At 64.1% G+C, this 23,618-nt stretch carries 20 protein-coding genes; 8 read left to right on the forward strand and 12 right to left on the reverse strand.

Going from position 1 to position 23,618, the window contains the following annotated elements; genetic code table 11:
- Nucleotides 1-17: 17 nt before the first annotated feature.
- Complete coding sequence (locus ACFSOZ_RS09405) at nt 18-821, reverse strand: creatininase family protein (RefSeq protein ID WP_379096420.1); 804 nt, start codon at nt 819-821, stop codon at nt 18-20.
- A gap of 157 nt (nt 822-978) precedes the next feature.
- Nucleotides 979-1,362 (reverse strand): RidA family protein, encoded by a 384-nt coding sequence (locus ACFSOZ_RS09410; protein ID WP_379096423.1) that lies wholly within the window; start codon nt 1,360-1,362, stop codon nt 979-981.
- A gap of 265 nt (nt 1,363-1,627) precedes the next feature.
- Here ACFSOZ_RS09410 and ACFSOZ_RS09415 point away from each other — a divergent pair, with 265 nt between their 5' ends.
- The 7 genes from ACFSOZ_RS09415 to ACFSOZ_RS09445 are packed head-to-tail and all read left to right on the forward strand — an operon-like array spanning nt 1,628 to nt 8,190.
- Nucleotides 1,628-2,632, forward strand: coding sequence for an ABC transporter substrate-binding protein (locus ACFSOZ_RS09415; RefSeq protein WP_379096425.1), 1,005 nt, complete (start codon nt 1,628-1,630; stop codon nt 2,630-2,632).
- A 12-nt stretch (nt 2,633-2,644) separates the two neighbouring features.
- Nucleotides 2,645-3,475: an ABC transporter ATP-binding protein gene (locus ACFSOZ_RS09420; RefSeq protein ID WP_379096428.1), complete on the forward strand. Its 831-nt coding sequence runs from the start codon at nt 2,645-2,647 to the stop codon at nt 3,473-3,475.
- Nucleotides 3,462-4,313, forward strand: coding sequence for an ABC transporter permease (locus tag ACFSOZ_RS09425; protein WP_379096430.1), 852 nt, complete (start codon nt 3,462-3,464; stop codon nt 4,311-4,313). The genes ACFSOZ_RS09420 and ACFSOZ_RS09425 overlap by 14 nt, the downstream gene beginning before the upstream one ends.
- Nucleotides 4,314-4,317: 4 nt before the next feature.
- Nucleotides 4,318-5,619, forward strand: a complete 1,302-nt coding sequence (locus ACFSOZ_RS09430) for a cytosine deaminase (RefSeq protein ID WP_379096432.1) — start codon at nt 4,318-4,320, stop codon at nt 5,617-5,619.
- A complete protein-coding gene (locus ACFSOZ_RS09435) occupies nt 5,619-7,022 on the forward strand; it encodes an FAD-binding oxidoreductase (protein WP_379098115.1) in 1,404 nt (467 codons plus the stop codon). Before ACFSOZ_RS09430 ends, ACFSOZ_RS09435 begins: the two co-directional genes overlap by 1 nt.
- Nucleotides 7,022-7,603: an NAD(P)H-dependent oxidoreductase gene (locus tag ACFSOZ_RS09440; RefSeq protein WP_379096434.1), complete on the forward strand. Its 582-nt coding sequence runs from the start codon at nt 7,022-7,024 to the stop codon at nt 7,601-7,603. Before ACFSOZ_RS09435 ends, ACFSOZ_RS09440 begins: the two co-directional genes overlap by 1 nt.
- A complete protein-coding gene (locus ACFSOZ_RS09445) occupies nt 7,603-8,190 on the forward strand; it encodes an NAD(P)H-dependent oxidoreductase (protein WP_379096438.1) in 588 nt (195 codons plus the stop codon). Before ACFSOZ_RS09440 ends, ACFSOZ_RS09445 begins: the two co-directional genes overlap by 1 nt.
- Nucleotides 8,191-8,236: 46 nt before the next feature.
- Here ACFSOZ_RS09445 and ACFSOZ_RS09450 read toward each other — a convergent pair whose 3' ends face one another.
- From ACFSOZ_RS09450 to ACFSOZ_RS09470, 5 genes are all read right to left on the reverse strand, one after another.
- Nucleotides 8,237-10,687 (reverse strand): GcvT family protein, encoded by a 2,451-nt coding sequence (locus ACFSOZ_RS09450; RefSeq protein WP_379096441.1) that lies wholly within the window; start codon nt 10,685-10,687, stop codon nt 8,237-8,239.
- Nucleotides 10,684-11,865, reverse strand: coding sequence for a pyridoxal phosphate-dependent aminotransferase (locus tag ACFSOZ_RS09455; protein WP_379096444.1), 1,182 nt, complete (start codon nt 11,863-11,865; stop codon nt 10,684-10,686). Before ACFSOZ_RS09455 ends, ACFSOZ_RS09450 begins: the two co-directional genes overlap by 4 nt.
- Nucleotides 11,858-12,763, reverse strand: a complete 906-nt coding sequence (locus tag ACFSOZ_RS09460; protein ID WP_379096447.1) for a homocysteine S-methyltransferase family protein — start codon at nt 12,761-12,763, stop codon at nt 11,858-11,860. Before ACFSOZ_RS09460 ends, ACFSOZ_RS09455 begins: the two co-directional genes overlap by 8 nt.
- On the reverse strand, nt 12,760-15,213 hold the full coding sequence (locus ACFSOZ_RS09465) for a GcvT family protein (protein WP_379096450.1): 2,454 nt from the start codon (nt 15,211-15,213) through the stop codon (nt 12,760-12,762). The genes ACFSOZ_RS09460 and ACFSOZ_RS09465 overlap by 4 nt, the downstream gene beginning before the upstream one ends.
- A gap of 99 nt (nt 15,214-15,312) precedes the next feature.
- Entirely contained in the window at nt 15,313-15,876 is a 564-nt protein-coding gene (locus ACFSOZ_RS09470) for a helix-turn-helix domain-containing protein (RefSeq protein ID WP_379096453.1), read from the reverse strand.
- Nucleotides 15,877-16,080: 204 nt separating this feature from the next.
- Here ACFSOZ_RS09470 and ACFSOZ_RS09475 point away from each other — a divergent pair, with 204 nt between their 5' ends.
- Nucleotides 16,081-16,785, forward strand: coding sequence for a nitroreductase (locus tag ACFSOZ_RS09475; protein WP_379096456.1), 705 nt, complete (start codon nt 16,081-16,083; stop codon nt 16,783-16,785).
- Nucleotides 16,786-16,862: 77 nt separating this feature from the next.
- Here ACFSOZ_RS09475 and ACFSOZ_RS09480 read toward each other — a convergent pair whose 3' ends face one another.
- The 5 genes from ACFSOZ_RS09480 to ACFSOZ_RS09500 form a co-directional block, all read right to left on the reverse strand.
- Nucleotides 16,863-18,305 (reverse strand): MFS transporter, encoded by a 1,443-nt coding sequence (locus ACFSOZ_RS09480; RefSeq protein ID WP_379096459.1) that lies wholly within the window; start codon nt 18,303-18,305, stop codon nt 16,863-16,865.
- Nucleotides 18,306-18,476: 171 nt separating this feature from the next.
- Nucleotides 18,477-19,064: a sarcosine oxidase subunit gamma gene (locus tag ACFSOZ_RS09485; RefSeq protein ID WP_379096461.1), complete on the reverse strand. Its 588-nt coding sequence runs from the start codon at nt 19,062-19,064 to the stop codon at nt 18,477-18,479.
- Entirely contained in the window at nt 19,057-22,053 is a 2,997-nt protein-coding gene (locus ACFSOZ_RS09490; RefSeq protein WP_379096464.1) for a sarcosine oxidase subunit alpha, read from the reverse strand. Before ACFSOZ_RS09490 ends, ACFSOZ_RS09485 begins: the two co-directional genes overlap by 8 nt.
- Nucleotides 22,050-22,346, reverse strand: coding sequence for a sarcosine oxidase subunit delta (locus ACFSOZ_RS09495; protein ID WP_379096466.1), 297 nt, complete (start codon nt 22,344-22,346; stop codon nt 22,050-22,052). The genes ACFSOZ_RS09490 and ACFSOZ_RS09495 overlap by 4 nt, the downstream gene beginning before the upstream one ends.
- A gap of 9 nt (nt 22,347-22,355) precedes the next feature.
- Nucleotides 22,356-23,615, reverse strand: coding sequence for a sarcosine oxidase subunit beta (locus tag ACFSOZ_RS09500; RefSeq protein WP_379096469.1), 1,260 nt, complete (start codon nt 23,613-23,615; stop codon nt 22,356-22,358).
- Nucleotides 23,616-23,618: the final 3 nt, after the last annotated feature.

The raw sequence follows: 23,618 nt of genomic DNA on the forward strand, positions 1-23,618 counted from the left end.
CGCTGGACTGAGCGCAGCTACTTCAGCCAGTCGGCAAGCTTCGCCTTGCGCACATCACGCAGCAGGTCGATGAAACCGTCGGCCTGATGTTCGGCGGTCAGCCGGCCTTTCTCGGCCGTCGCGATGCTGGCGTCGCCGACCACGCCATTCGGATTGAGGTCGCTGGCAATCCAGGCAAAGGCATGGGTGCCGGTGTGGCGCAGCAGCGAAAATTCCTTTTCGGCCTTCGCGACATTGGAAACGAAAGTGTCGGCCTTTGCCATGTCGACGAGATCCGGCCGGAAATGCAGCATCAGCGACGTCTCGACATCGCCGCCATGGATGCCGTGGCGGTCCTCGAGCTCGGTGTACATGCCGGCCGGGCGGCCAAAGCGCTGCCAGCTGGTCTTCACCGCCAGCATATTTTCGCGCACGCGCAGTTCGCGCGTGACGATGCCCATGATCTCCTCGTTGCCGCCATGCGAATTGACGACGATCAGCTTGCGCACGCCGGCTCGCGCGATCGACAGGCCAAGTTCGGTCCAGGCGTCGACCAGCGTCGTTGCCGGCAGGGTGAGAGTGCCCGGTGCGTGAAGATGTTCGTTCGATTTGCCCACCGCCTGCACCGGCAGGATGCGGATGTCGAGATCGTCGGGCAGGCGGGCAATCACCGTGTCGAGCATGCCGTTCATGATCGAGGTGTCGGTCGAGACCGGCAGATGCGGACCATGCTGCTCGATCGCCGCCACCGGCAGGACGGCGATCGTCGCCTCCGGATCGATCGAGGCGTATTCGGTTGTGCGGTAGTCGCCCCACCACACGCGCTTCTTCGCAACAGTCATGTCATGCCTCTTCGATGATTAGGCTAGACCTAGAGCGTTTCACCGTTTCACGGAAACGCCGAACCGCTCTATCTCTTTGTTTTAACGCAATTCCGGACGGAAAACCGTTTCACACTTTTCGTGGAATTGCTCTAGCGCGGCAAGGGCGGCCTGTCGATCACCCAGCCGCGATGGCCTCGACCTCGACCTTGAATTCGGGCCGCGCGAAACCGGAGACGATCATCAGCGTCGAGGCTGGCGCCGGGCTGGAAAACAGCCGGTCACGGACATCCATATAGGGCCGCAGGTGCGCGCGGTCGGTGACATAGGTGTTGATGCGGACGATGTCCTGCAGACCGAGCCCAGCCTCGCCGAGTACTGCGGCGATGTTGCGGAAGCAGAGCTCGGCCTGCGCGCCGGCGTCTTCCGGTATCTGGTCGTCCGCCGTAATGGCGACCTGGCCCGAGCACAGCACCAGCCGCTTGCCGGCAGGCACTTCGACACCATGGCTGTAGCGGGCAAAGGGTGGCTTGATCGACTTGGGGCTGAGGAACTTGAACATGGCAATCTCCGGTTTGCAGGTAGCCTAGGACCGGATGCACTGTCCCTTCAAGATGGCGGTGCATGTCGCCGGGGCGATTATGGACAGGCGTTCAAAAAATAGGCACCATGCCTCCGGTGCAGCACGACCCGTCCGGCTTTCGCAGATGGCTGTGGAGCAAGCGGGCGGTCCCGGTGCAAGGCGCCGGTGGCATGTGTCTTGCTTCTTGAATCTTTGGTGTCGAGCCTGGCGCGTGGCGCTCCGGAGCAAACAAAGGGTGGTGTCGATGTACGGAAGACAGAAGATCTCGGTGGCGGTGGTGGCCCTGCTGGCGGCCAGCACGCTGGGCGCCGCGGCGAATGAAAAAGTCACCTTCGGCACCAACTGGTTGGCCGAGCCGGAACATGGCGGATATTATCAGGCGGTGGCCGACGGCACTTACGCCGCCTGCGGCCTCGACGTCACCATCATGCAGGGCGGTCCGCAGGTCAGCGGCCGGCCGATGCTGCTGGCCGGCAAGATCGATTTCTACATGGGCGGCAATCTGCTGTCGGCTTTCGACGCCGTCCAGCAAGGCATTCCGATGCGCGTGGTGGCGGCGGATTTCCAGAAGGACCCGCAGGTCATGATGTCCCACCCCGGCGAGGGGCTCGACAAATGGGAAGATCTGAAGAACGCCGACCAGTACATATTGGGCGACGAGGGTGTGCAGACCTTCTTCCAGTGGATGGTCATCGAACTCGGCTTCGATGCCGCCAAACGCGCGCCCTACACCTACAACACCGCTCCTTTCCTCGCCAACAAGAAGTCGATCCAGCAGGGCTACGTCACCTCCGAGCCATTCGCGGTGAAGAAGGAAGGCGGCTTCGTGCCGAACCAGTTCCTGCTTGCCGACTATGGCTGGGACACCTACTCGACGACGATCGAGGTGATGCAGGATACGATCGACAAGAAGCCGGAGGTGGTCCAGTGCTTCGTCGATGGCTCGGCCAAGGGCTGGTACAAATATCTGTACGGCGACAACAAGGCCGCCAACGAGATGATCAAGAAAGACAATCCCGACATGAGCGACGAGCAGATCGCTTTCTCGATCGAGCAGATGAAGAAGTTCGGCCTTGCCGATTCAGGCGACACCGAGAAGCTCGGCATCGGCGCCATGACCGACGCGCGTATCCAGAGTTTTTATGACAAGATGGTCAAGGCCAAGGTCACGCCAGCCGGTATCGACATCAAGAAGGCCTACACGCTGACCTTCGTCAACAAGGGCGTCGGGCTCGACCTGAAGAAATAGTCCGGTTCCGGCATGATGCAGGAGAATGTGGCGCAAGCGCCGGCAAGCGCGTCGGATGTCGCTCCGACGTTGCTGGCGCTGCGTGGCGTCGGCAAGGTCTTTTCCAACGGGGTGACGGCGCTCAGCGATGTCGATCTGACGATCCGGGAAGGCGATTTCCTCAGCCTGCTTGGGCCGTCCGGTTGCGGCAAGTCGACGGCGCTGCGGCTGATCGCCGGCCTGTCGACGCCGACCTCCGGCGTGCTCGAGTGGCGCGGCGGCGGCTCGCTTGACCGCTCGCACATCGGCTTCGTGTTCCAGGAGCCGACGCTGCTGCCCTGGGCCAGTGTCTTCGACAATGTCTGGCTGCCGCTCAGGCTGAAGGGCGTCAGCCGCGCCAGGGCGGCACCGGCGGTGACGGAAATGCTGGCGCGGGTGCACCTGACCGGCTTCGAAGACGCAATGCCGCGCGAACTGTCGGGCGGCATGAAGATGCGCGTCTCGATCGCGCGCGCGATGGTGACCAAGCCGCGCGTGCTGTTGATGGACGAGCCGTTCGCCGCGCTCGACGAGATCACCCGCTTCAAGCTCAACAACGATCTTCTGGAGCTGTGGCAGGACGAACGCTTCACCGTCGTTTTCGTCACCCACAGCGTCTTCGAGAGCGTGTTTCTCTCCAACCGCGTCGTCGTCATGGCGGCGCGGCCGGGCAGGGTGTTCGACGAACTCGCGATCGAGGCGGCCTATCCGCGCGACGAGGCGTTTCGCACCTCGCCCGACTATGCGGCACTTTGCCGGCAGGCCTCCGATGTGCTGGTCAAGGCCATCAATTCAACAGCGGGCGTGCATCATGACGGCCATTGACGAGGGCGTCCTCAAACTCGACCCCGAGGAAGCACGCCGCGTGCGCCAGGACCGGCTCGAGCGGGTCGGCCGTTGGGTGTTGCCATTGGCGATCATGATCCTGGCGATCTGGCTGTGGGATCGCATCTGCGTGTGGAACGAAATCCCGCAATACATCCTGCCGCGCCCAGGTGTCGTGCTGTTCACACTCTACAACGATGCCGGGCTGCTGTTCTCCTCGCTGCTGGTGACCTTGCGCATCACCTTCCTCAGCCTGCTTCTCGCTGTTGTCGGCGGGGTCGGACTGGCGGTGCTGTTCGCGCAATCGAAATGGGTCGAGATGTCGTTCTTCCCGTTCGCCATCGTGCTTCAGGTGACGCCGATCGTGGCGATCTTTCCGCTGATCAACATCTATGTCGACAACCAGACGACGAAGCTTCTGCTGTGTGCCTGGATCGTTGCCTTCTTTCCGATCCTGTCCAACACCACGCTCGGCCTCAACTCCGTCGACCGCAATCTGCGCGATATGTTCAAGCTCAATGGTGCGACGCGCTGGCAGCAGTTGCGGTATCTGCGGTTGCCGGCGGCGATGCCGTATTTCCTCGGCGGGTTGAAGATCGCCGGCGGCCTGTCGCTGATCGGCGCCGTGGTGGCCGAGTTCGTCGCCGGCACGACCGGCCAGTCGTCCGGGCTTGCCTCGCGCATCATCGAGGCCGGCTACCGGCTTAACGCGCCGCGGCTGTTCGCGGCGCTGTTCCTGATCTCGCTCACCGGCATCCTGATCTTCCTAGTGCTGTCGCTGATTTCGCATCTCATTCTAAGGCGCTGGCACGAAAGCGCGCTGAAGCAGGAGCGCTAGTTTCTTGGTACCGAACACAGGTTCATACCGCCTCACCAACGCCCGGCTTCACGCGTCCCTAACGCCCGGCCTTGTCGCGGCCTTCGACAGCGATGGCTTTGCACTTGCCGACATCGCCGTCGCTCACGGCAAAATCGCAGGCATTGCCGCACATGGCCGTACAGCGTTAGCGGTGGACGCCGTCGACCTCGGCGGGCGTATCATCCTGCCGTGCTTCGTCGACTGCCACACCCACATCGACAAGGGTCATATCTGGCCGCGAAAACCCAATCCCGACGGCACCTTCATGGGGGCGCTGAATGCCACCGGTGCCGACCGCGCCGCCCGATGGAGCGCCGAGGACGTGGCGCGGCGCATGGATTTCTCGCTGCGCTCGGCCTACGCGCATGGCACTAGGGCGCTGCGCACCCATCTCGACAGCGTCGCGCCGCAGGAGGAAATCTCCTGGCCGGTGTTCGAGACGATGCGTGAGACATGGCGCGGCCGCATCGAATTGCAGGGCGCATGCCTGATCGGCATCGAGGGGGTGCGCGACAGAAAATGGTTCGACAGGCTGGCAAAAAGGGTCGCCGCGGCCAAGGGTGTGCTTGGTGTCGTCACCTATATGGTGCCGGATCTGGAAGAGCTGCTCGACCACGTCTTCTCGCAGGCGATCAAGCATGGCCTCGATCTCGATTTCCATGCCGACGAGACGGACGACATCGCTGCGATCTCGCTGAAGAAGATTGCCGAGGCGGCACTCTGGAACGGTTTCGAGGGCAACATCCTCGTTGGCCATTGCTGCTCGCTGGCGCGCCAGCCGGACCTCGATGTGCTCGACACGCTGGACAAAATGGCGAAGGTGGGGCTCGCCGTAGTGTCGCTGCCGATGTGCAACCTCTATCTGCAGGACCGGCGTGCTGACCACACCACGCCGCGCTGGCGTGGCGTGACGCTGCTGCATGAGATGAAAGCCAGGGGCATTCCGGTGGCGGTTGCTTCCGACAACACGCGTGATCCGTTCTATGCCTATGGCGATCTCGACATGCTGGAGGTCTACCGCATGGCGACCCGCATCCTGCATTTCGATCATCCTGTCGCCGATTGGCCGCAAGCGGTCACCGCGACGCCGGCCAAGGTGATGCGGCTCGAAGGTTTCGGCACGCTGGCCGCTGGCGGCGATGCCGACTTCGTCGTGTTCAGGGGCCGGAGCTGGACGGAATTGCTGTCGCGGCCCGAATCGGATCGCATCGTCGTGCGCGCCGGGCGCGCGATCGACCGGCAACTGCCCGATTATGCCGAACTCGACGGACTGATGGTGGAATGATGGACGTTTCGGCGCTCAAACGCGATCTCGACGGGCTGAAGCTCGAAGACAATCCAGCCATCGTCCAGCAGAAGAGCCGCGACTTCTACTGGTACAGTCCGGTGCTGAAGCAGCAGCTCGATCATGTCACCGGCGATCTGATCGTCACGCCGAAGACCGAGACCGAACTGATCCGCGTGCTTGCCGCCTGTCACCGGCATGGCGTGCCGGTGACGCCGCGTGGCAGCGGCACCGGCAATTACGGCCAGGCGATGCCGCTTTCGGGCGGTGTGGTGCTTAATCTCGCCGAGATGAATGAGATCAAGTCGATCGCGCCGGGTCGCGTGGTGACCGGCCCGGGCGCGGTTCTGGCCGACATCGACAAGGCAACGCGGGCGCATTCGGGACAGGAACTCCGGTTGTCGCCGTCGACCTACAACACCGCGTCGATCGGCGGTTTTATCGCCGGTGGCTCGGGTGGCGTCGGCTCGATCAATTTCGGCGGCCTGCGCGATTTCGGCAATGTCCTGCGGCTGCGCGTGGTGACCATGGAGGCCGAGCCGAAAGCGCTCGAACTCACCGGCGAGGATCTGCACAAGGTGACCCACGCCTATGGCACCAACGGCATCATCACTGAAGTCGAGATGCCGCTGACATCAGCTTACGACTGGGTCGATGTCATCGTCGGCTTCGACGTCTTCATGGATGCGGCCCGCTATGGCAATGCGCTGGCTTGCCAGGACGGCATCCTGACCAAGCTGATCACGCCGATAGCAGCGCCCGTGCCGCAGCTCTATTTCAAGCGGCACCAGAAGTTCCTGAGCGATGGGCAGAGCATCTGTGTCGTCATGGTGGCGCAGCATGGGCTGGACGCCTTCCTCGCGTTCACCCGCCGTGCCGGTGGCGAGGTGATCTTCAATGCCGCCACAGCAACGCCGGAGGACAAGAAGGGCCTGCCGCCGGCCTATGAGCTGGCCTGGAACCACACCACGCTGAGGGCGCTGCGCGTCGACCCCTCGATCACCTATCTGCAATCGCTCTATCCCTTTCCCAACCAGCTGGCGTTGGTCGAGAAGATGGATGCGATGTTCCCCGGCGAAGTGTTCTCGCATCTCGAATTCGTTCGGCTGGACGGCAACATCACCTGCTTCGGGCTGCCGCTGGTCAAGTTCACCACCGAGGCGCGGCTCGACGAGATCGTGCGCCTGCATGAGGAGAATGGCTGCCCGATCTTCAACCCGCACCGCTACACGCTGGAAGAGGGTGGCATGAAGCAGACCGACGCGGTGCAGCTTGCCTTCAAGCGCGAGACCGATCCGCAAGGCCTGCTCAACCCCGGCAAGATGATCGCCTGGGAAAACCCGGATTATGACTACCGTTCGGGCCGGACATTCCTGTTCAAGGGGCTGCAAAAGGCAGGCTGATGAACATCCTCGTCCTCCATGCCCATCCGGTCGAGGCCAGCTTCAACGCCGGCCTGCACCGGATGATCGTCGAGCGGCTGACGGCAGCGGGCCATACGGTCGATGATTGCGATCTCTACGCCGAGGATTTCGATCCGCGGCTGACGCGCCAGGAACGGCTGGACTATCACAATCAGCGCGGCCCCGCCGATACGGTAGCGCCTTATGTCGAGCGCCTGCTGCGAGCCGATGCGCTGGTGCTTTCCTATCCGGTCTGGAATTACGGCTTTCCGGCGATCCTGAAGGGCTTCTTCGATCGCGTCTTCCTGCCTGGCGTGTCGTTCAGACTGGTCAATGGCAAGGTGCAACCGTCGCTGCACAACATAGTCAAGGTCGCGGCGGTCACCACCTATGGCGGCAGCCGGTTCCGCGCCATGCTGATGGGCGACCCGCCACGCAAGCTGATCAAGCGCATGCTGCGCGCCACGGTAAAGCCGGGCGCGCCGGTGAGCTATCTCGCGCATTATGCGATGAACCTGTCGACCATCGAGACGCGCAAGGTGTTCATGGTCAAGGTCGCGGCCAGCATGGACGCCTTCTGATGCGCGCTCTGGTGGTCTACTGCCATCCAGTGCCGGAGAGTTTTTGCGCTTCTATACGCGACACTGCCGTCGAAGTGCTGAAGGCGAGGGGCTGGGAGGTGCGGTTGCTCGATCTCTATGCCGAGAAATTCGATCCGGTGATGGGCTGCGACGAGCGGCGCTCCTACAATGACCAGGCGCCGCAGGATCCGGCGCTGAAGCCGCATTTCGAGCTGCTCAACTGGGCCGAAGCGATCCTGTTCGTCTATCCGACCTGGTGGTACGGGCTGCCGGCGATGCTGAAGGGCTGGCTCGACCGGGTGTGGGCGACGGACGTCGCCTTCAAGCTGCCTGTGGGCAAGGGGCGGATCAAGTCGCTGATGACGCATGTGACCAAGGTCGGTGTCATCACCACCTGCGGCGCGCCGACCTGGTGGAGTGTCGTCGTCGGCCAGCCCGGACGCAAGACCCTGCTGCGCGGCATGCGGGCGCTGTGCGCGACGCGCTGCCGGACCTTCTTTCTCGCGCACTATCTGATGGATGCCTCAACACCGCGGACACGGGCCGCGTTTCTGGCGAAAGTGCGGGCGAAGCTGGAGCGGTTTTGAGGGAATAGCGTCCTTCTCCCCGTTTCACGGGGAGAAGGACAAGGCGCTACATCCTCACCCGCTCCGACTTCGGATCATACATCGGCTTCAGCGACGCTTCCGTAGCAAAACGTTCGCCGGCGATCTCGATCTCGTAGGATGAGGCCAGCACATCCGCCTCACTCTCGCCCTGGCACGGCACATAACCCAGCCCGACGGCGCCGCCGAGATGATGGCCGTAATTGCCCGAGGTGATCGGGCCGACGATCTTGCCGTCGCGCAGGATCGCCTCGTTGTGAAACAGCAGCGGTTGCGAGTCCTTCAGCCGGAACTGCACCAGCCGGCGGTTGAATCCGGTCTCCTTCTTGCGCAGCACCGCATCGCGACCAATGAAGTCGCCGTTGGCCGTCTTCACCGCGAAGCCGAGGCCTGCTTCCAGCACATTGTCCTCATCGGTGATGTCGTGGCCGAAATGCCGGAAGGCTTTTTCGATGCGGCAGGAATCCAGCGTGTGCAGGCCGCAGAGCTTCAAGCCGACATCGGCGCCAGCCTCGTCGATTGCCTCGAAGACATGGGCTGCCTGGTCGGTCGAGACGTAGAGCTCCCAGCCGAGTTCGCCGACAAAGGTGACGCGATGGGCGCGGGCCAGGCCCATGCCGATCTCGATCTCCTGGAAAGTCCCGAACGGGTTGGCTTCGTTGGAGAAATCGTTCGGGCTGACCTTCTGGATCAATTTCCGTGCGTCCGGGCCCATCAGGCAGAGCACGGCTTCGGCGGCGGTGACATCGGTGATGACGACGAACTCGTCGGCCAGATGCTTGCGCAGCCAAGCGAGGTCGCGCTGCAGCGTCGCGCCGGGGACGACGAGGAAAAACGCCGTCTCGGAGAGCCGCGAGACGGTGAGGTCGCTCTCGATTCCGCCGCGCTGGTTGAGCATCTGGGTGTAGACGATCTTGCCCGGCACCACGTCCATGTCGTTGGCGCAGAGCTTCTGCAGAAAGGCACAGGCGTCGCGGCCCTCGACGCGGATCTTGCCGAACGAGGTCATGTCGAACAGGCCGACCTTGTTCCTGACCGCCAGATGCTCCGCGCGCTGGTTGTCGAACCAGTTCTGCCGCTTCCAGGAATAGCGATATTCGCGCTCCTGGCCGTCGCGGGCGAACCAGTTGGCGCGCTCCCAGCCGGCGACCTCACCGAACACGGCGCCACGCGCCTTCAGATGCTCATGCAGGGGCGAGCGCCTGACATTGCGCGACGTCGCCATCTGCCGGTAGGGGAAATGGTCGGCATAGAGCAGGCCCAGCGTTTCCGAGACGCGCTCCTTGAGGTAGCGGCGGTTCTTCTGGAACGGCTGGGCACGGCGGATATCGACTTCCCACAGATCAAAGGGCGCTTCGCCGTCATTGATCCACTGCGCCAGCGCCATGCCGGCGCCGCCGGATGAGACGATGCCGATCGAATTGTAGCCGGTCGCCATCCAGTAGCCGGACAGCTCCGGCGCCTCGCCGAGATAGTAGCGGTCGTCGGGGGTGAAGCTTTCGGGACCGTTGAAGAAGGTGTGGATGCCGGCGGTCGCCAGCATCGGCATGCGGTTGACGCCCATTTCGAGGATCGGCTCGAAATGGTCCATGTCCTCCGGCAACTGGTCGAAGCAGAAATCCTCGCGGATGCCGTCCATGCCCCATGGCTTCGCCACCGGCTCGAAGGCGCCGAGCATCATCTTGCCGGCGTCTTCCTTGTAGTAGGCGCACTCGTCCGGCACGCGCAGCACCGGCAGGCGAGTGAGGCCGGGGATCGGCTCGGTGACGAGGTAAAAGTGTTCGCAGGCGTGCAACGGGATGGTGACGCCGTTCTGGGCGCCAAGCTCACGCGCCCACATGCCGGCACAGTTGACGACGATGTCGGCCTCGACGGTGCCTTGCTCCTGGCCTTGCGCCCAGGACACGCCGGTGACGCGGCCGCCCTTGGTATGGACCTTGGTGACCTTCACATTCTCGACGATGGTGGCACCGCGCTGGCGCGCACCCTTGGCCAGCGCCATGGCGATGTTGGCGGGGTCGCACTGGCCGTCGAGCGGCAGATGCACGGCGCCGACGACGTCGGAGACATTGAGATGCGGGTACATCTCTTTGACTTCGTTGGGCGAAATCTCGCGAACATCGACATCGAAGGCGCGGGCAAGCGACGCCTGCCGGTAGATCTCGTGCTTGCGCTCCTCGGTCAGCGCCACGGTGATCGAGCCGACCTGGCGCATGCCGGTGCCGACCTCGGTCTCGGCCTCCAGCTTGACGTAGAGGTCGGCGGAATATTTCGCCAGCCGCGTCATGTTCTGCGAGCCACGCAACTGGCCGATCAGGCCGGCGGCGTGCCAGGTCGTGCCCGACGTCAGCTGCTTGCGTTCCAGGAGCACGATGTCGGTCCAGCCGAGCTTGGCCAGATGGTAGGCGACTGAGCAGCCGGAGACGCCGCCGCCGATGATGACGGCACGGGCTTTCGTGGGCATAGCCTTGGCGGTCATGCGGCCTCGCGGCGATAGCTGGAAGCAAAACGGCGCAGCCGCAGCGCTGCTTCTTGCAACACGGGCTCCGGCTGGCAGAGGCTGATGCGAACGTGACCGGCGGCCGCCTCGCCGAAGCTGGAGCCGGGCATCACGCCGACCCTTTCACTGTCGAGCAAGGCCCAGGCGAATTTCTCGTCGTCGGGTTCGACGGCTGATATGTCGAGCATGACGTACATACCGCCCTCGGAACCGCGCACGGTGACATCGTTCATGCCACGCACGGCGTCGAGCAGCACGGTGCGGCGCGCGGCGTAGCGTTCGGCGACCTCCTTGACGCCATAACGGTTCTCGAGCGCCTCGGCGCAGGCGATCGAGATGAAGGCCGGCAAGCCATAGGTCGTCACCAGATTGAGATTGGTCAACAGCGTGATCATTTCGCTGGGGCCTGTCAGCCAGCCCATGCGCCAGCCGGTCATGCCATGGCTCTTCGACATGGAGTTGATGACCAGGGTGCGCTCGGCCATGCCGGTCAGCGAGCGCGGCGAGACATGCTCGCCGCCCCCCAGTGTCCAGTAGACCTCGTCCGACAGCAGCCAGAGATCATGCTCCCTGCAGACCTCAGCCAGTTGCTCCAGCCGCTCGCGCGAATAGACCGCACCGGTCGGGTTGTTCGGTGTGTTGATCAGAATGGCGCGCGTGTTCGGCCGAAGTGCCGCGCGGATCATGTCGGCGTGCGGCTGGAAGCCATCCTCGGCCGGCGTCTCGACCACGGTGAAACTGGCACCGGCGGCGCTGAACGTGTTGGGATAGGTGGCGTAGTAGGGAGCCACCACGATGGCATGGTCGCCCTGGTCGAGCACAGCTTGCACAGCGGCGTAGAGTGCGGCCTGGCCGCCCGGCGTGGCGATGACCTGATCCGGCGTCGTCTCGACGCCGGTGCAGGCGCTTGAGGCTGCCGCCATTGCCCTGCGCAGGCGCGGCAGGCCGGGAAGCGGGGTGTAGTGGTGGTTGCTGCCGCGAACCGCTGCCACGCAGGCTTCGATCGTTTCCGAAGGCGTGTCGAAATCATGGTCGCCGACCGACAGCATGATGATGTCTTCGCCGGCCGCCTTGCGGGCCCAGGCGGCCGAATGGACTTCCCAGCCGTCCTTGCCCGAAGGCACGATGCCGGAAATGCGCGATGATGGTCTAGGCATGTGTAACTCCCGAAATTTCGTAGCCGGCCCGTTCGAGCCGGTCGCGCAGCGCGGCGATGTGCGGCGGTCCGACTTCGCAGCAGCCGCCGACAATGTCCGCGCCGGCCTCGACCCAGCCAATCGCCTGGTCGGCATAGGCGTCCGGACCGAGGTCGTGGCGAGCACGCAGAACATCGACGGTGCCGCCGTGCTTGAGCGCTTCGGTGGAGGTGAAGCCATTGGCATAGGCGCCGACCGGGCCGCCGAGGTCGATCACTTCAGGCAAAGCCGCGGCGATCGCTTCCGGCCGGCAGCAATTGAGCAGCCGCGCGGCGACAGTCAGGCCGTCGAGAGCGCTTGCCGCGGCGGCTATTGTCTCGCCACTGCGCAGGCGTGGCTTGCCGTGATCGGCCAGTGTCCACGATACCCATATGGGTTTGCCGCTTTCCGACGCGGCTGTGACTGCCGCGCGCGCTTCCTCGGCCGACGCCATGGTCTCGCACAGGAACAGGTCGACGCCATCAGCCTGCTCGGCAACGATGCGGCGATAGATGTCGAGCGTATCCTGATATGAAATGGTCAGGGCGGGCGCGTAGCTGCCGAAAAGCGGCGACAGGCAGCCTGCGATCGCTGCATCGCCGGCCTGGTCGCGGGCCTGCTTGGCCAATTCGATGCCACGCTTCTGCAATGGCTTGAAGAGGTCTTCGGCGCCCTCGCGCGCCAGGCGTTCGGGTGTCGCCGAATAGGTGTTGATGGTGATGACGCGGGCGCCGGCACGGATAAATTCCGCGTGCAGGTCGCGCACCAGATCCGGCTCGTCGATCAGCACCCTGGCCGACCATAGTGGCGTCGGCTCGGATTTGCTGCGGCGGACCAGTTCCTGACCCATGCCGCCATCCGTGAGGATGATTTTCTTCATGCGCGCAACCTCTCGTTCTTCGGATCCCACAAAGGCTCGTCCTTCTGCACGACCGCCTGAAAACGGTCGCCGAAGATTTCGACCTCGATCGCCGTGCCTGGTTCCGCCAGATCGGCGCGCAGCATGCCGAGCGCGATCGACTTGTCGATGCGATGACCCCAGCCGCCGGATGTCGTCTCGCCGACGATCTTGCCGTCGTGCCAGAGCGTGGAAACAGAGGGAACGTCGCAGTCGCCGGGGTTCTCGACCACCAGCGTGACGAAGCGCTTCTTCACGCCCTGCTGCTTCTCGTTCAGCAGGGCCGCCTTGCCGCGGAAGTCGGGCTTGTCCCATTTGACGAAGCGCTCCAGCCCGCCCTGGAGGATCGAATAGTCGGTCGACAGGTCGCCTTTCCAGGTGCGGTAGCCTTTTTCGAGCCTGAGCGAATCCAGCGCATACATGCCGAATGGCTTCAGCCCATGCTGCTGTCCTGCCGCGCAGATGGCGTCGAAGATGGCGGCAGTGTCGTCGACCCGGGTGTGGATTTCCCAGCCGAGCTCGCCGGCGAAGGAAACGCGAATAAGCTTCGCCCAGCGGCCGGCGATCTTGGTCTCCTGATGCGTCAGCCATGGCAGAGCGAGGTCGGCGTCACAGACATCGGCGAGGATTTTTCGCGAGTTGGGGCCGGCCAGGATCTGGGTGGAGAATTCCTCGGTGCGGTCGATCAGCTTGAACGGCGCGTCCTTGGGCATGCGTGACTTTAACCACTCGAAATCATGCCATTGCGCGACCGCCGCGGTGATCAGCGTCATCAGATTCTCGTCGTGACGCACGACGGACATTTCGGTGACGATGCGGCCCTTGTCGTCGGCGAAATAGACGAGGCCGATGCGGCCGGGCTTCGGCACCAGGCCAGTGACCTGCAGGCTCAGCCATTCGGCGGCGCCCGGACCGTCGAGGTTGAAGCGCGAGAAGCCCGGCAGGTCGAGGATGCCGGCCGCGTCGCGCACGGCCAGGCATTCCTCGCGGACGCGACGCTGCCACGGCCCTTCGCGACTGAAGGTCAGTGTCGCTTCCTCGGAGATGTCGTCGCCGTCTTTCGCGTACCAGGTGGCGCGCTCCCAGCCATTATAGGCATCGAAACAGGCCCCGAACGCCTTGATGCGATCATGGATCGGCGACAGCTTGCGGTCGCGGCCCTCCGGCCAGGCATGACGCGGGAACTGGATGGCGTATTCGTTGCCGTAGATCTCCATGCCTTTGGCGACGCAGTAGTCCGGCGCCGCGGCAAAGGAGGTGAAGCGGCGCGGATCGCACGACCACATGTCCCATTCGGTCTGGCCCTGCGTCACCCATTCGGCCAGCACCTTGCCGGCGCCGCCGCCCTGGGCGATGCCGAAGGTGAAGACGCAAGCCACGAAAGCGTTGGGAACGCCAGGCATGGGGCCGATCAGCGGATTGCCGTCCGGCGTGTAGGGGATCGGCCCGTTGATGACCTTGGACAGGCCGGCCGTGCCCAGGATCGGCACGCGGGCGACGGCATCGGCCAGATAATGTTCCAGCCGGTCGAGATCGTCGGGGAACAGCTGGAAGGAAAAGTCCTCCGGCATCGGGTCGTTGTGGGTCGCCCAATGCGCGCGGCAATTGCGCTCATAGGGGCCGAGGTTCATGCCGTTCTTTTCCTGGCGCAGATAGTACGAGGTGTCGACGTCGCGCAGCAGAGGCAGCTTTTTGCCCTGTTCCTTCGACCATGCCGCCAGCTCGGGGATTTCCTCGAACAGGATGTACTGATGGCTCATCACCATCATCGGCACCTCACGGCCGAACATCTTGCCGACTTCGGCGGCGCGGTAGCCGGCGGCATTGACGACGATCTCGCAGCGAATCTCGCCTTGCGCTGAGACAACCACCCACTCGTCGTTCTCGCGGCGCACGCCGGTGACCGGGCAGAAGCGGATGATCCTGGCGCCCATGTCGCGCGCGCCCTTGGCCAGCGCCTGGGTGAGCTGCGCCGGATCGATATCGCCGTCGCTCGGGTCGTAGAGCGCGCCTTTCAGCTCATGCGTCTCGATGAAGGGGTAGCGGCGTTTGACCTCGTCGACGCCGATCACGTCGATGTCCATGCCCTGATAGCGGCCCATGCCCTTGGCACGCTGGAACTCCTGCATGCGCTCTTTCGTATGGGCAAGGCGCAGCGAACCGGTGACGTGGTAGTTCATGGGATAGTCGACCGCTTCGGCCAGCCCGCGATAAAGCTCGGTCGAATAGCGCTGCATGTTCATCAGCGACCAGGACGAGGAGAAGGTCGGCACATTGCCGGCGGCATGCCAGGTCGAGCCGGAGGTCAGCTCGTTCTTTTCCAAAAGCACGCAGTCGGTCCAGCCCGCCTTGGCCAGATGATAGAGCGAGGACGTGCCGACGGCACCACCTCCGATGATCACCACCCGTGCCGTGCTCGGCAAACCGGCCATGTTTTTCTCCCCAACAAAGCTAAAGCGCGTTGCGCTTTCTATTTTTGTTTTTGATGCATGTCGTTATCCCACCGCTGCACACTTTTGGGCGACATGCTTTCAATAGACCGGTGGCGAAACCACCCAGATGACAACCGCCGGCTCGGCACCCGGATTGCGCCAGCGGTAGGGCTTGCCTTCGAAGCGAAAGGAGTCGCCTTCGCCAAGCCGATGCCAGACGCCTGATATCTCGATGTCGAACAGTCCGGACGCGACGTATCCGGCCTCCTCGGTCGGCCGGCGCGCTTCGTTTTTCAGCTCCGCGCCCGGCGCGAAGACCGAACGCACCATCTCGAAGCTTCCGCCGAGATCGGGCGACAGAAGCTCCTCCACGAGGCCGGATTCGCTTGTGCCAAGCGTGCGGCGCCTGCCGGCGCGCACAACCACGCCGCGCTCGCTTTCGACAGGCACGTCATGGCTGAAGAACAGGCTGATCGGCACGCCGAACAGTTCGGCGAAGGCTCTGAGGTCGCTGAGCGATGGCGTCGAGAGACCACGTTCGACCTGGCTGACCCAGCCGACCGAACGGCCAAGTTTCAGGGCGATTTCCGCGAGAGTCAGCCCACGCGCCTTGCGCAGCGCCCTGATATCGCTGGCCAGCACACGTTCGTCAGGTCCCTGCAATGTTCTTGCGGTAGGTGAAGGCAAAACGGCCACTTCATGAAAAGTTCCAGTCAAATTTCATGAGAAAACAAGCTCGTGAAAAAATCAAGCAGATTTTCACCAATGCTCAAGATTTGCTTGCACGATTTTGGCGGTTCATGCAAAGGCTCGGCCGCGAGCGGCGAGTGGGGACGTCCGATCGAGATAAAGGGTAAGGGACGGCCCATGCTGGAGAACAAGGCTCGAATCGTGGATGACGCCGAGATCGTCGACGAGGCGATTCTGTCGCGTCGCTCGGTGCGTGCATTCCTGCCCGACATGGTCGACGATGACACCATCCGCGCCATTCTGGCGGTTGCGGCGCGCGCTCCGTCCGGCACAAACATGCAGCCATGGAAGGTCTACGTCACCAAGGGCGAGACCAAGCAGCAGATCACCGATGCCATTCTCAATTCCGGCATCCGCGCCGAAAAGGCCGACTGGGACGAGTACCGCTACTATCCGACCCAGTTCTTCGAGCCCTATCTGACCCGCCGCCGCGCCAACGGCTTCGGCCTCTATGGCGCGCTCGGCATCGGCCGCCGGGAGGTCGACAAGATGCGCGCCCAGCACGACCGCAACTTCGTCTTCTTCGACGCACCGGTCGGTATGATCTTCACCATCGACCGCCGGCTCAACCAGGGCTCATGGATCGACTACGGCATGTTCCTGCAGAACATCATGGTCGCGGCGCGGGGCAGGGGCCTGCACACCTGCCCGCAGGCGGCGTTCGCGCCCTATCACCGGCAGATCAGGCCGGTGCTCAACATTCCAGACGAGGAAATCGTCGTCTGCGGCATGGCGCTCGGCCATGAGGACATTTCCAAGCCCGAAAACGCCTTCCGCACCGACCGCGTGCCGCTGGAAGACTGGGTGACGTTCAGCGAGTGAAGCGGCCCGCTGGCGGCTGACCTTCTCTTGTGCATGTCGTTATCCCAAAACCGCTGCTCACTCTTGGGCCACATGCACTACTCGGTATTCATCTGCATGCCGTGGCCGCTGACATGGGCGCCGTCCTGCGGCGTCAGCTTGAGATAGGCGAGCAGCGCGCAGAGCGTGATGATCCCCTCGATCACGAACAGGATGCGGAAATCGTCGGCGACGGCCGGGCCGCCGCCGGCCAGAAACGACAGTGCCGCAGCGGCGAGGCCGACGCTGATCGCCACCGCCAGCTGCCACAGAATGTAATAGAGGGCACTGAAGCGGGCGAGCTGTTCGGGCGCGATGTCGGAATAGGCGAGATTGCCGGTCGATGCCCATTGCGCGGAGCGGAAGACGCCGAAGATGAAGATGTAGGCAAGCACGATCCAGACCGGCGTGGTTGCCTGCATCAAGGCGAAGCCGGCGACCATGGCGGCGACGATCGGCGTGTTGTAGACCAGCACGCGGCGGAAGCCGAACCGGTTGAGGACGCGCGGCATGAAGAACCGCATGGCTACCGAGCCGACCGCGGCGACGAAGGTCAGCGATCCCGCCTGCACCGCGCTCATGCCGAAGCCGAGCTGGAACATCAACGGCAGCAGGAAGACGACGGAGCTTAGGCCGATCGTGTCCAGGCCGCCGCCGGTCAGGAACGAGATGCGGAAGGTGCGGATGCGCAGGAGCTTGAGATCGAGCAGCGGATTGCGCACGCGCAGGCAGTAGAACGACGCAACCGTCAGGATGACGAGCGCCAGCGCCAGTTCGCCGGCGATGACGCCGCCGGCCGCGTCCTTGGCGGCAAGCGAATCCATGCCGAAGACCAGCAGGACCATGCCGCTGCCGACCAGCAGAAAGCCTGGAAAATCGAACGGCGTGCGCACCGGCTTGGTGACAGTCGGAAACAGCGAGGCGGCAAGAAAGGCCGCCGCCAGCGCGAACGGCACATTGATGAAGAAGATCCAGCGCCAGGAAATGTAGGTGGTCAGCGCGCCGCCGACGAGCGGGCCGACCAGCGGCCCGGACTGGCCGGCAAGCGAGATATACATGTTGATCTTCAGCGTGCGGCTGCGCGGAAAGGTCTGCAGGATGACGACCTGGCCGAGCGTGCCCATCAGTGCGCCGCCGAATCCTTGCAGCGCGCGTGCGCCGACCAGCATCCAGATGTTGTCAGACAACCCGCACAGGGCCGATGCGGTGGCGAACACCAGCAAGGCAAAGCAATAGACATTGCGCAGGCCGAAGCGGTCGGCAGCCCAGCCGCCTAGCGGCATCGAGATGATCAGGCTGGCGACATAGACGGTGATCAGGAGGCCGAGCTGGCTGGGCGGGCGGGCGAGACTTTCGCCGATACCGGGCAGGGCCGTCACCACGACATTCTGGTCGAGGCTGGTCATGAAGACACCGCAGGCGACCGTCAGCGGCAGCAAGAGCATGGCTCTGGCCGACACATCGGCGCGATCGGTGGCGCCGGCGGATATTTCTGCGGTCATGGGGATGTTCGAACCAAACGAATGTGCCGAGTCTGAGACGGGGTTTTCATACCCCTTGGGCCGGTCTGGCGGCCACGTTTCCCATCATGGCCGCCTGCGGCGCGATTCTCTAGCGGCAGAACCGGCTGGCCTTGATGCCAGCAGCAACGATGCGGCCATCCGGCCGTGCGACTACTGCACCTCGTAGCCGACTTCCTCGCTGGCATGGCAGAGCGCCTTCCAGAACGAGCGCGCGAATGAGCGAAAGACATAGAGGTCGAACTGGTCGGCGCCGGTGCGCTGGATCTGGGCGAAGACATCGTGATGGGTGGTCGAGCGGCCGGCGCCGACCGGAAAGGCGGGCAGTGCGAAGTCGATGGCGAAGAATTTCGCCAGCACCCATTCGGCCTTCGGCCCGGCGATGCGAATGGCGGTGCGGCCATGCGACAGGTCGGTGACTGTGCCGATGGCCGGCGTCACCGCCTTGGCAAAGGCGTCGGCCAGCCCTTCGGCTTCATCGGCAACGGTGAATTTTCCCGGCGCAAAGCCGAACACCGACTTCACGCCGTCGTTCAGGCCGCCACCGGCACCATCGGGCAGCGCAAGCCCGGTGACGGAGCGGATGGCGGCGATCAGCTTCTTTTCCTCGCCGGGCCAGGCGGCAAGCTGCACGATCGAGCCCGGCCGCGTCTCGGTCAGGATGATCTCGACGCCATGCTCGAAATTGCCGTGCGAGCCGACGTGAAACTCCGGTTCGAGTGGCGATTGGCGCTCAACCATGCATGCGGCTCCCGTCCGGATCGAAGAAGTGGTTGGAGACGATCTCGACCGGTCCGAACCGGTTGCGCAAGGGATCGGAGACATGGGCGCGTGTGCCGCGCCGCGCCTTGCCGCCCTTGACCAGCGCCAGCGCGATATGCTTGCCGAGTGCCGGCGAATAGCAGCAGGCGGTGATGTGGCCGATAGAGCCATGCGGATTGGCCTCGTCCAGCTGCTCGACGATGTGCGCGCCGCCATTGAGCGGCCGGTTGTCGAGCGCGATCAGGCCGACCAGTTCCAGACGGTCAGATGCGATCAGGCCCTCGCGATCCATCATCGCCGAGCCGATGAACGGCTTCTTCTTCGACAGCATCCAGTCGAGATGCAGATCGCGCGCCGTGGTACGGCCGTCGATCTCGGCGCCGGTGACATGGCCTTTTTCGATGCGCATCGTGCCCAGCGCCTCGAGCCCGTAGGTGACCAGGCCGAACGGTCTGCCGGCCTCGATCAACGCTTGCCAGACATGGGTACCGTAGCCGGCACCGGAATAGACCTCGAAGGCCATTTCGCCGGAGAAGGACAGCCGGCAGATCATCACCGGCACGCCCGATATCTCGCCGCGCACGATGCCCATGAAGGGCAGTGTGGCATTGTCGACTGACGTGCCGGTCACACAAGAGGCGAGGATCTGCCTGGCCTTGGGTCCGCCGATCGCGGCGCCCGCCCATTCGTCGGTCACCGAGGTGACGTGCACTTTCAACTCCGGCCAGATCACGTCGAGGAAATATTCCAGATGCTGCATGACCTTGCCGGCGTTCGCCGTGGTGGTGGTCATCAGGAAATCCTGCTCGCCAAGCCGCCAGGTGGTGCCGTCGTCGAAGGCGAGGCCGTCCTCGCGCAGCATCAGCCCGTAGCGAGCTTTGCCGACGGCCAGCGTCGAAAACATGTTGGTGTAGACGCGGTCGAGGAATGCGGCGGCGTCGGGCCCTTGCACGGCAATCTTGCCCAGTGTCGAGACATCGACGATGCCGGCGCTTTCGCGCGTCGCCTTGGCTTCCCGCACATAGGCCTGCTCGACCGTCTCTCCGGCATGGCCATAGATCATCGGCCGGTCCCAGAGGCCGGCGGAATACATCGTCGCGCCATTGGTAACATGCCAGTCATGCATCGGCGTCAACCGCTCGGGTTTCAGGTCGCCGAAGCGCTCGGCCGCCAGCGAGCCGATCGACACCGGCGCAAAGGGCGGGCGGAAGCGCGTCGTGCCGACCTCGGGGATCGGCTTGCCCAGTGCTTCGGCCATGATGGCAAGGCCGGGGACGTTGGAGCTCTTGCCCTGGTCGGTCGCCATGCCAAGCGTGGTGTAGCGCTTCAGGTGCTCGACCGAGACAAAGCCTTCGCGATGCGCCAGCCGCACATCCTCTGCAGTCACGTCGTGCTGGAAATCGACGAAGCTCTTGCCCTTGGCCCTGATCTCGAACACTGGCGCCGGATCGGGATCGCCGGGTGCGGCTTCGACGGTGGGCAACGCCGCCGGCGTGCTCGTTCCACCGGCCGCGGCGAGGCCGGCGGCGCGGCCTTCGGCGATGGCCTCAGTGGTGGAAAAACTGCCGGTGAAGGCGCCGGCGCCAATCCACTGCTGCTGCGTAGGCTTGGGCGGCAGGAACGCTTGCCGCGCGGCATTCCATTCCGCCTTGGCCCCGGCCTGGCTGGCCAGATGGATGGTCGGCGACCAGCCACCCGACATCAGCAGGCAATCGGCATGGATGCTGCGCGCGTCGCCGGTGAGCGTGCCATTGGTCATGTCGAAGCGCTGCAGCTTGAGGCCGGACAGCGCCTTGCCGCCCTCGGTGGCGACGACGGCATGACCGGCAAAGATCTCGGCCTCGGCCTCGGTGGCCAGCTTGCGCATCTCGGCTGAAAGCTCTGGCCGAACGTCGGCAATGGCGACGACCGCGGCACCCGCCTTCTTCAACGCGACGGCCGCCCGATAGGCGCTGTCATTGTTGGTGAACAGCGCGATCCGTTCGCCCGGCAGCACGCCGAACTCGTTGGCGTAGCGCTCGGCGGCATGCGCCAGCATCACGCCCGGCCTGTCATTGCCCGGGAACACCAGCGGCCGTTCGAAGGCGCCGGTGGCCAGCACCACGGACCTGGCACGGATCGCCCAGTAGCGATGGCGCGGCTCACCCTTGCCCGGCTGCTCTTTATGGTCGCTGACCCGCTCCAACGCCGCAAGCGTGTTGTTGTCGTAATAGCCCCAGACCGTGGTGCGCGGCAAAAGCCGGACGTTGTCACGGCCTTCGAGCTGGGCGACGGTGCGGCGGGCCCAGTCGGCAGCCGGCGCGCCATCGATGGTTTCATCAGACCAGTTGGCCGAGCCGCCGAAGCGCGGCTCGAGATCGGCCAGCATGACGCGGGCGCCCTGATCGGCGGCGGCCTTGGCGGCCATCAGCCCGGCTGGGCCGGAGCCGACCACCAGCACGTCGCAAAAGGCGTTCATGCGTTCGTAGCGCGCCGGATCCTTCGCCGATCCGGCGCTGCCGAGACCAGCGGCACGGCGGATGAAATGCTCGCAGAACATCCAGAAGCGCGTACCTTTGAGCGGACCGAAAACCGGTCCCATGAAGGTCTTGTAGTAGAAGCCGGCCGACAGGATCTTGCCGCCGAGCTGGTTGACGGCATTGATGTCCCAGGCAAGCGAGGGAAAGCGGTTCTGGCTGATGGCGACCAGTCCGTCATGGATCTCGACCATGGTCGCCGGAATGTTGGGCTCGCGAACCTCGCCCTTCAGCACCGTCACCAGGGCGTTGGGCTCCTCGACGCCGGCGGTTAGCAGGCCACGTGGGCGGTGGTATTTGAACGAGCGGCCATAAAGGGTGACGCCCTTGGCCAGCAGCGCCGACGCCAGCGTGTCACCGGCATGGCCGGTGTAGGCCGCGCCGTCGAAGGTGAAGCGGATGGTTTTCAGCCGATCGATGCGGCCGCCGGTGTCGGCGCGGCGTGGGCTCATGACTTGTCCTCCGCCTTGCGGCGCGCGGCCGAAATATGACCACCGCGCATAAAGGCGACGCTGGAAATCTCATGCGTCAGCGTGTTGCGCACGACCCTTAGATGCGCGCGGCAACCGCCGGAATGCTGCCAGATTTCGTTGTGGTCGCCGGCCGGGTTCAGCCGGTCGTAGACATAAGCGTTCCACGCTTCGAAATTCTGCGAGGCGGGGTCGGGACGCTCGCGGTTGCCGTCACCTTGATAGGTGAACTCGATGACGTCGCGAGGGCCGCAATAGGGGCAAGTGATCAGCACGGGATGTTCCTAATGGAGCCTAGGGTTTGCACCCTGGCCCTTGTCGTCGATCACCAGGCCGCGATGGAAGCGGTCGAGCGTGAAGGGGGCGTTGAGGTCGTGCGGCTGATCCTTGGCGATGGTCCAGGCAAAGCACCAGCCGGAAGCCGGCGTCGCCTTGAAGCCGCCATAGCACCAGCCGCAGTTGAGATACATGCCGGGCATGGGGCCCGCAGTGATGATCGGCGAGCCGTCCATCGACATGTCGCAGACACCGCCCCAGGAGCGCAGCATGCGCACGCGGGCAAGGCCCGGAAACAGCGCCAGCATCTCGCTCATCACCTCGTCGACGATGGGCAGGTTGCCGCGCTGGGCGTAGCTGTTGTAGCCGTCGATATCGCCGCCATAGATGAGGCCGCCCTTGTCCGACTGCGACATGTAGAAATGCCCCATGCCGAAGGTCACGACGGTGTCGATAAAGGGTTTCAGCGATTCGGTGACGAAGGCCTGCAGCACATGGCTCTCGATCGGCATCGTCTCGACGCCGGCCAGCTGCATGACACGCCCGGTGCTGCCGGCGACCGCGACGGCCACCTTCTTGGCGCGGATGTCGCCGCGCGAGGTCGTGACGCCGGTGACGCGGTCGCCATCGCGCAGGAAGCCGGTGACCTCGCAATTCTCGATGATGTCGACACCACGCCGGTCGGCGCCGCGCGCATAGCCCCAGGCCACCGCATCGTGGCGGGCGGTGCCGGCGCGCCGTTGCATCAGGCCGCCAACCACCGGGAAGCGTGCGCTGTCGGAGATATCGAGCGCCGGGATCAGACGTTTGATCTGCGTTGGCGTCATCAATTCAGCATCGACGCCGAGATGGCGCATGGCGTTGCCGCGCCTAGCATAGTCGTCGAACTGGGCCGGCGTGTGCGCCAGGTTCAGGCAGCCGCGCTGCGAGAACATGACATTGTAGTTGAGCTCGTGCGACAGGTTCTCCCACAGCTTCATCGAATGTTCGTAGAAGCGGGTGTTGGCGGGCAGCAGATAGTTCGAGCGCACGGCCGTGGTGTTGCGGCCGACATTGCCGGACCCAAGCCAACCCTTTTCCAGCACCGCGACATTGGTGATGCCATGTTCCTTGGCGAGATAGTAGGCGGTTGCCAGCCCATGACCACCGCCACCGATGATGATGACATCATAGGACGCCTTCGGATCCGGCTTGCGCCAGGCCGGCTTCCAGTCTTTGTTTCCCTTGAGCGCATTCGCGAGCAGCGAAAAGGCCGAGTACTCTGCCATCAG

Origin of the sequence: Mesorhizobium newzealandense, assembly GCF_042682145.1 — a bacterium.
GTDB lineage: Bacteria > Pseudomonadota > Alphaproteobacteria > Rhizobiales > Rhizobiaceae > Mesorhizobium > Mesorhizobium newzealandense.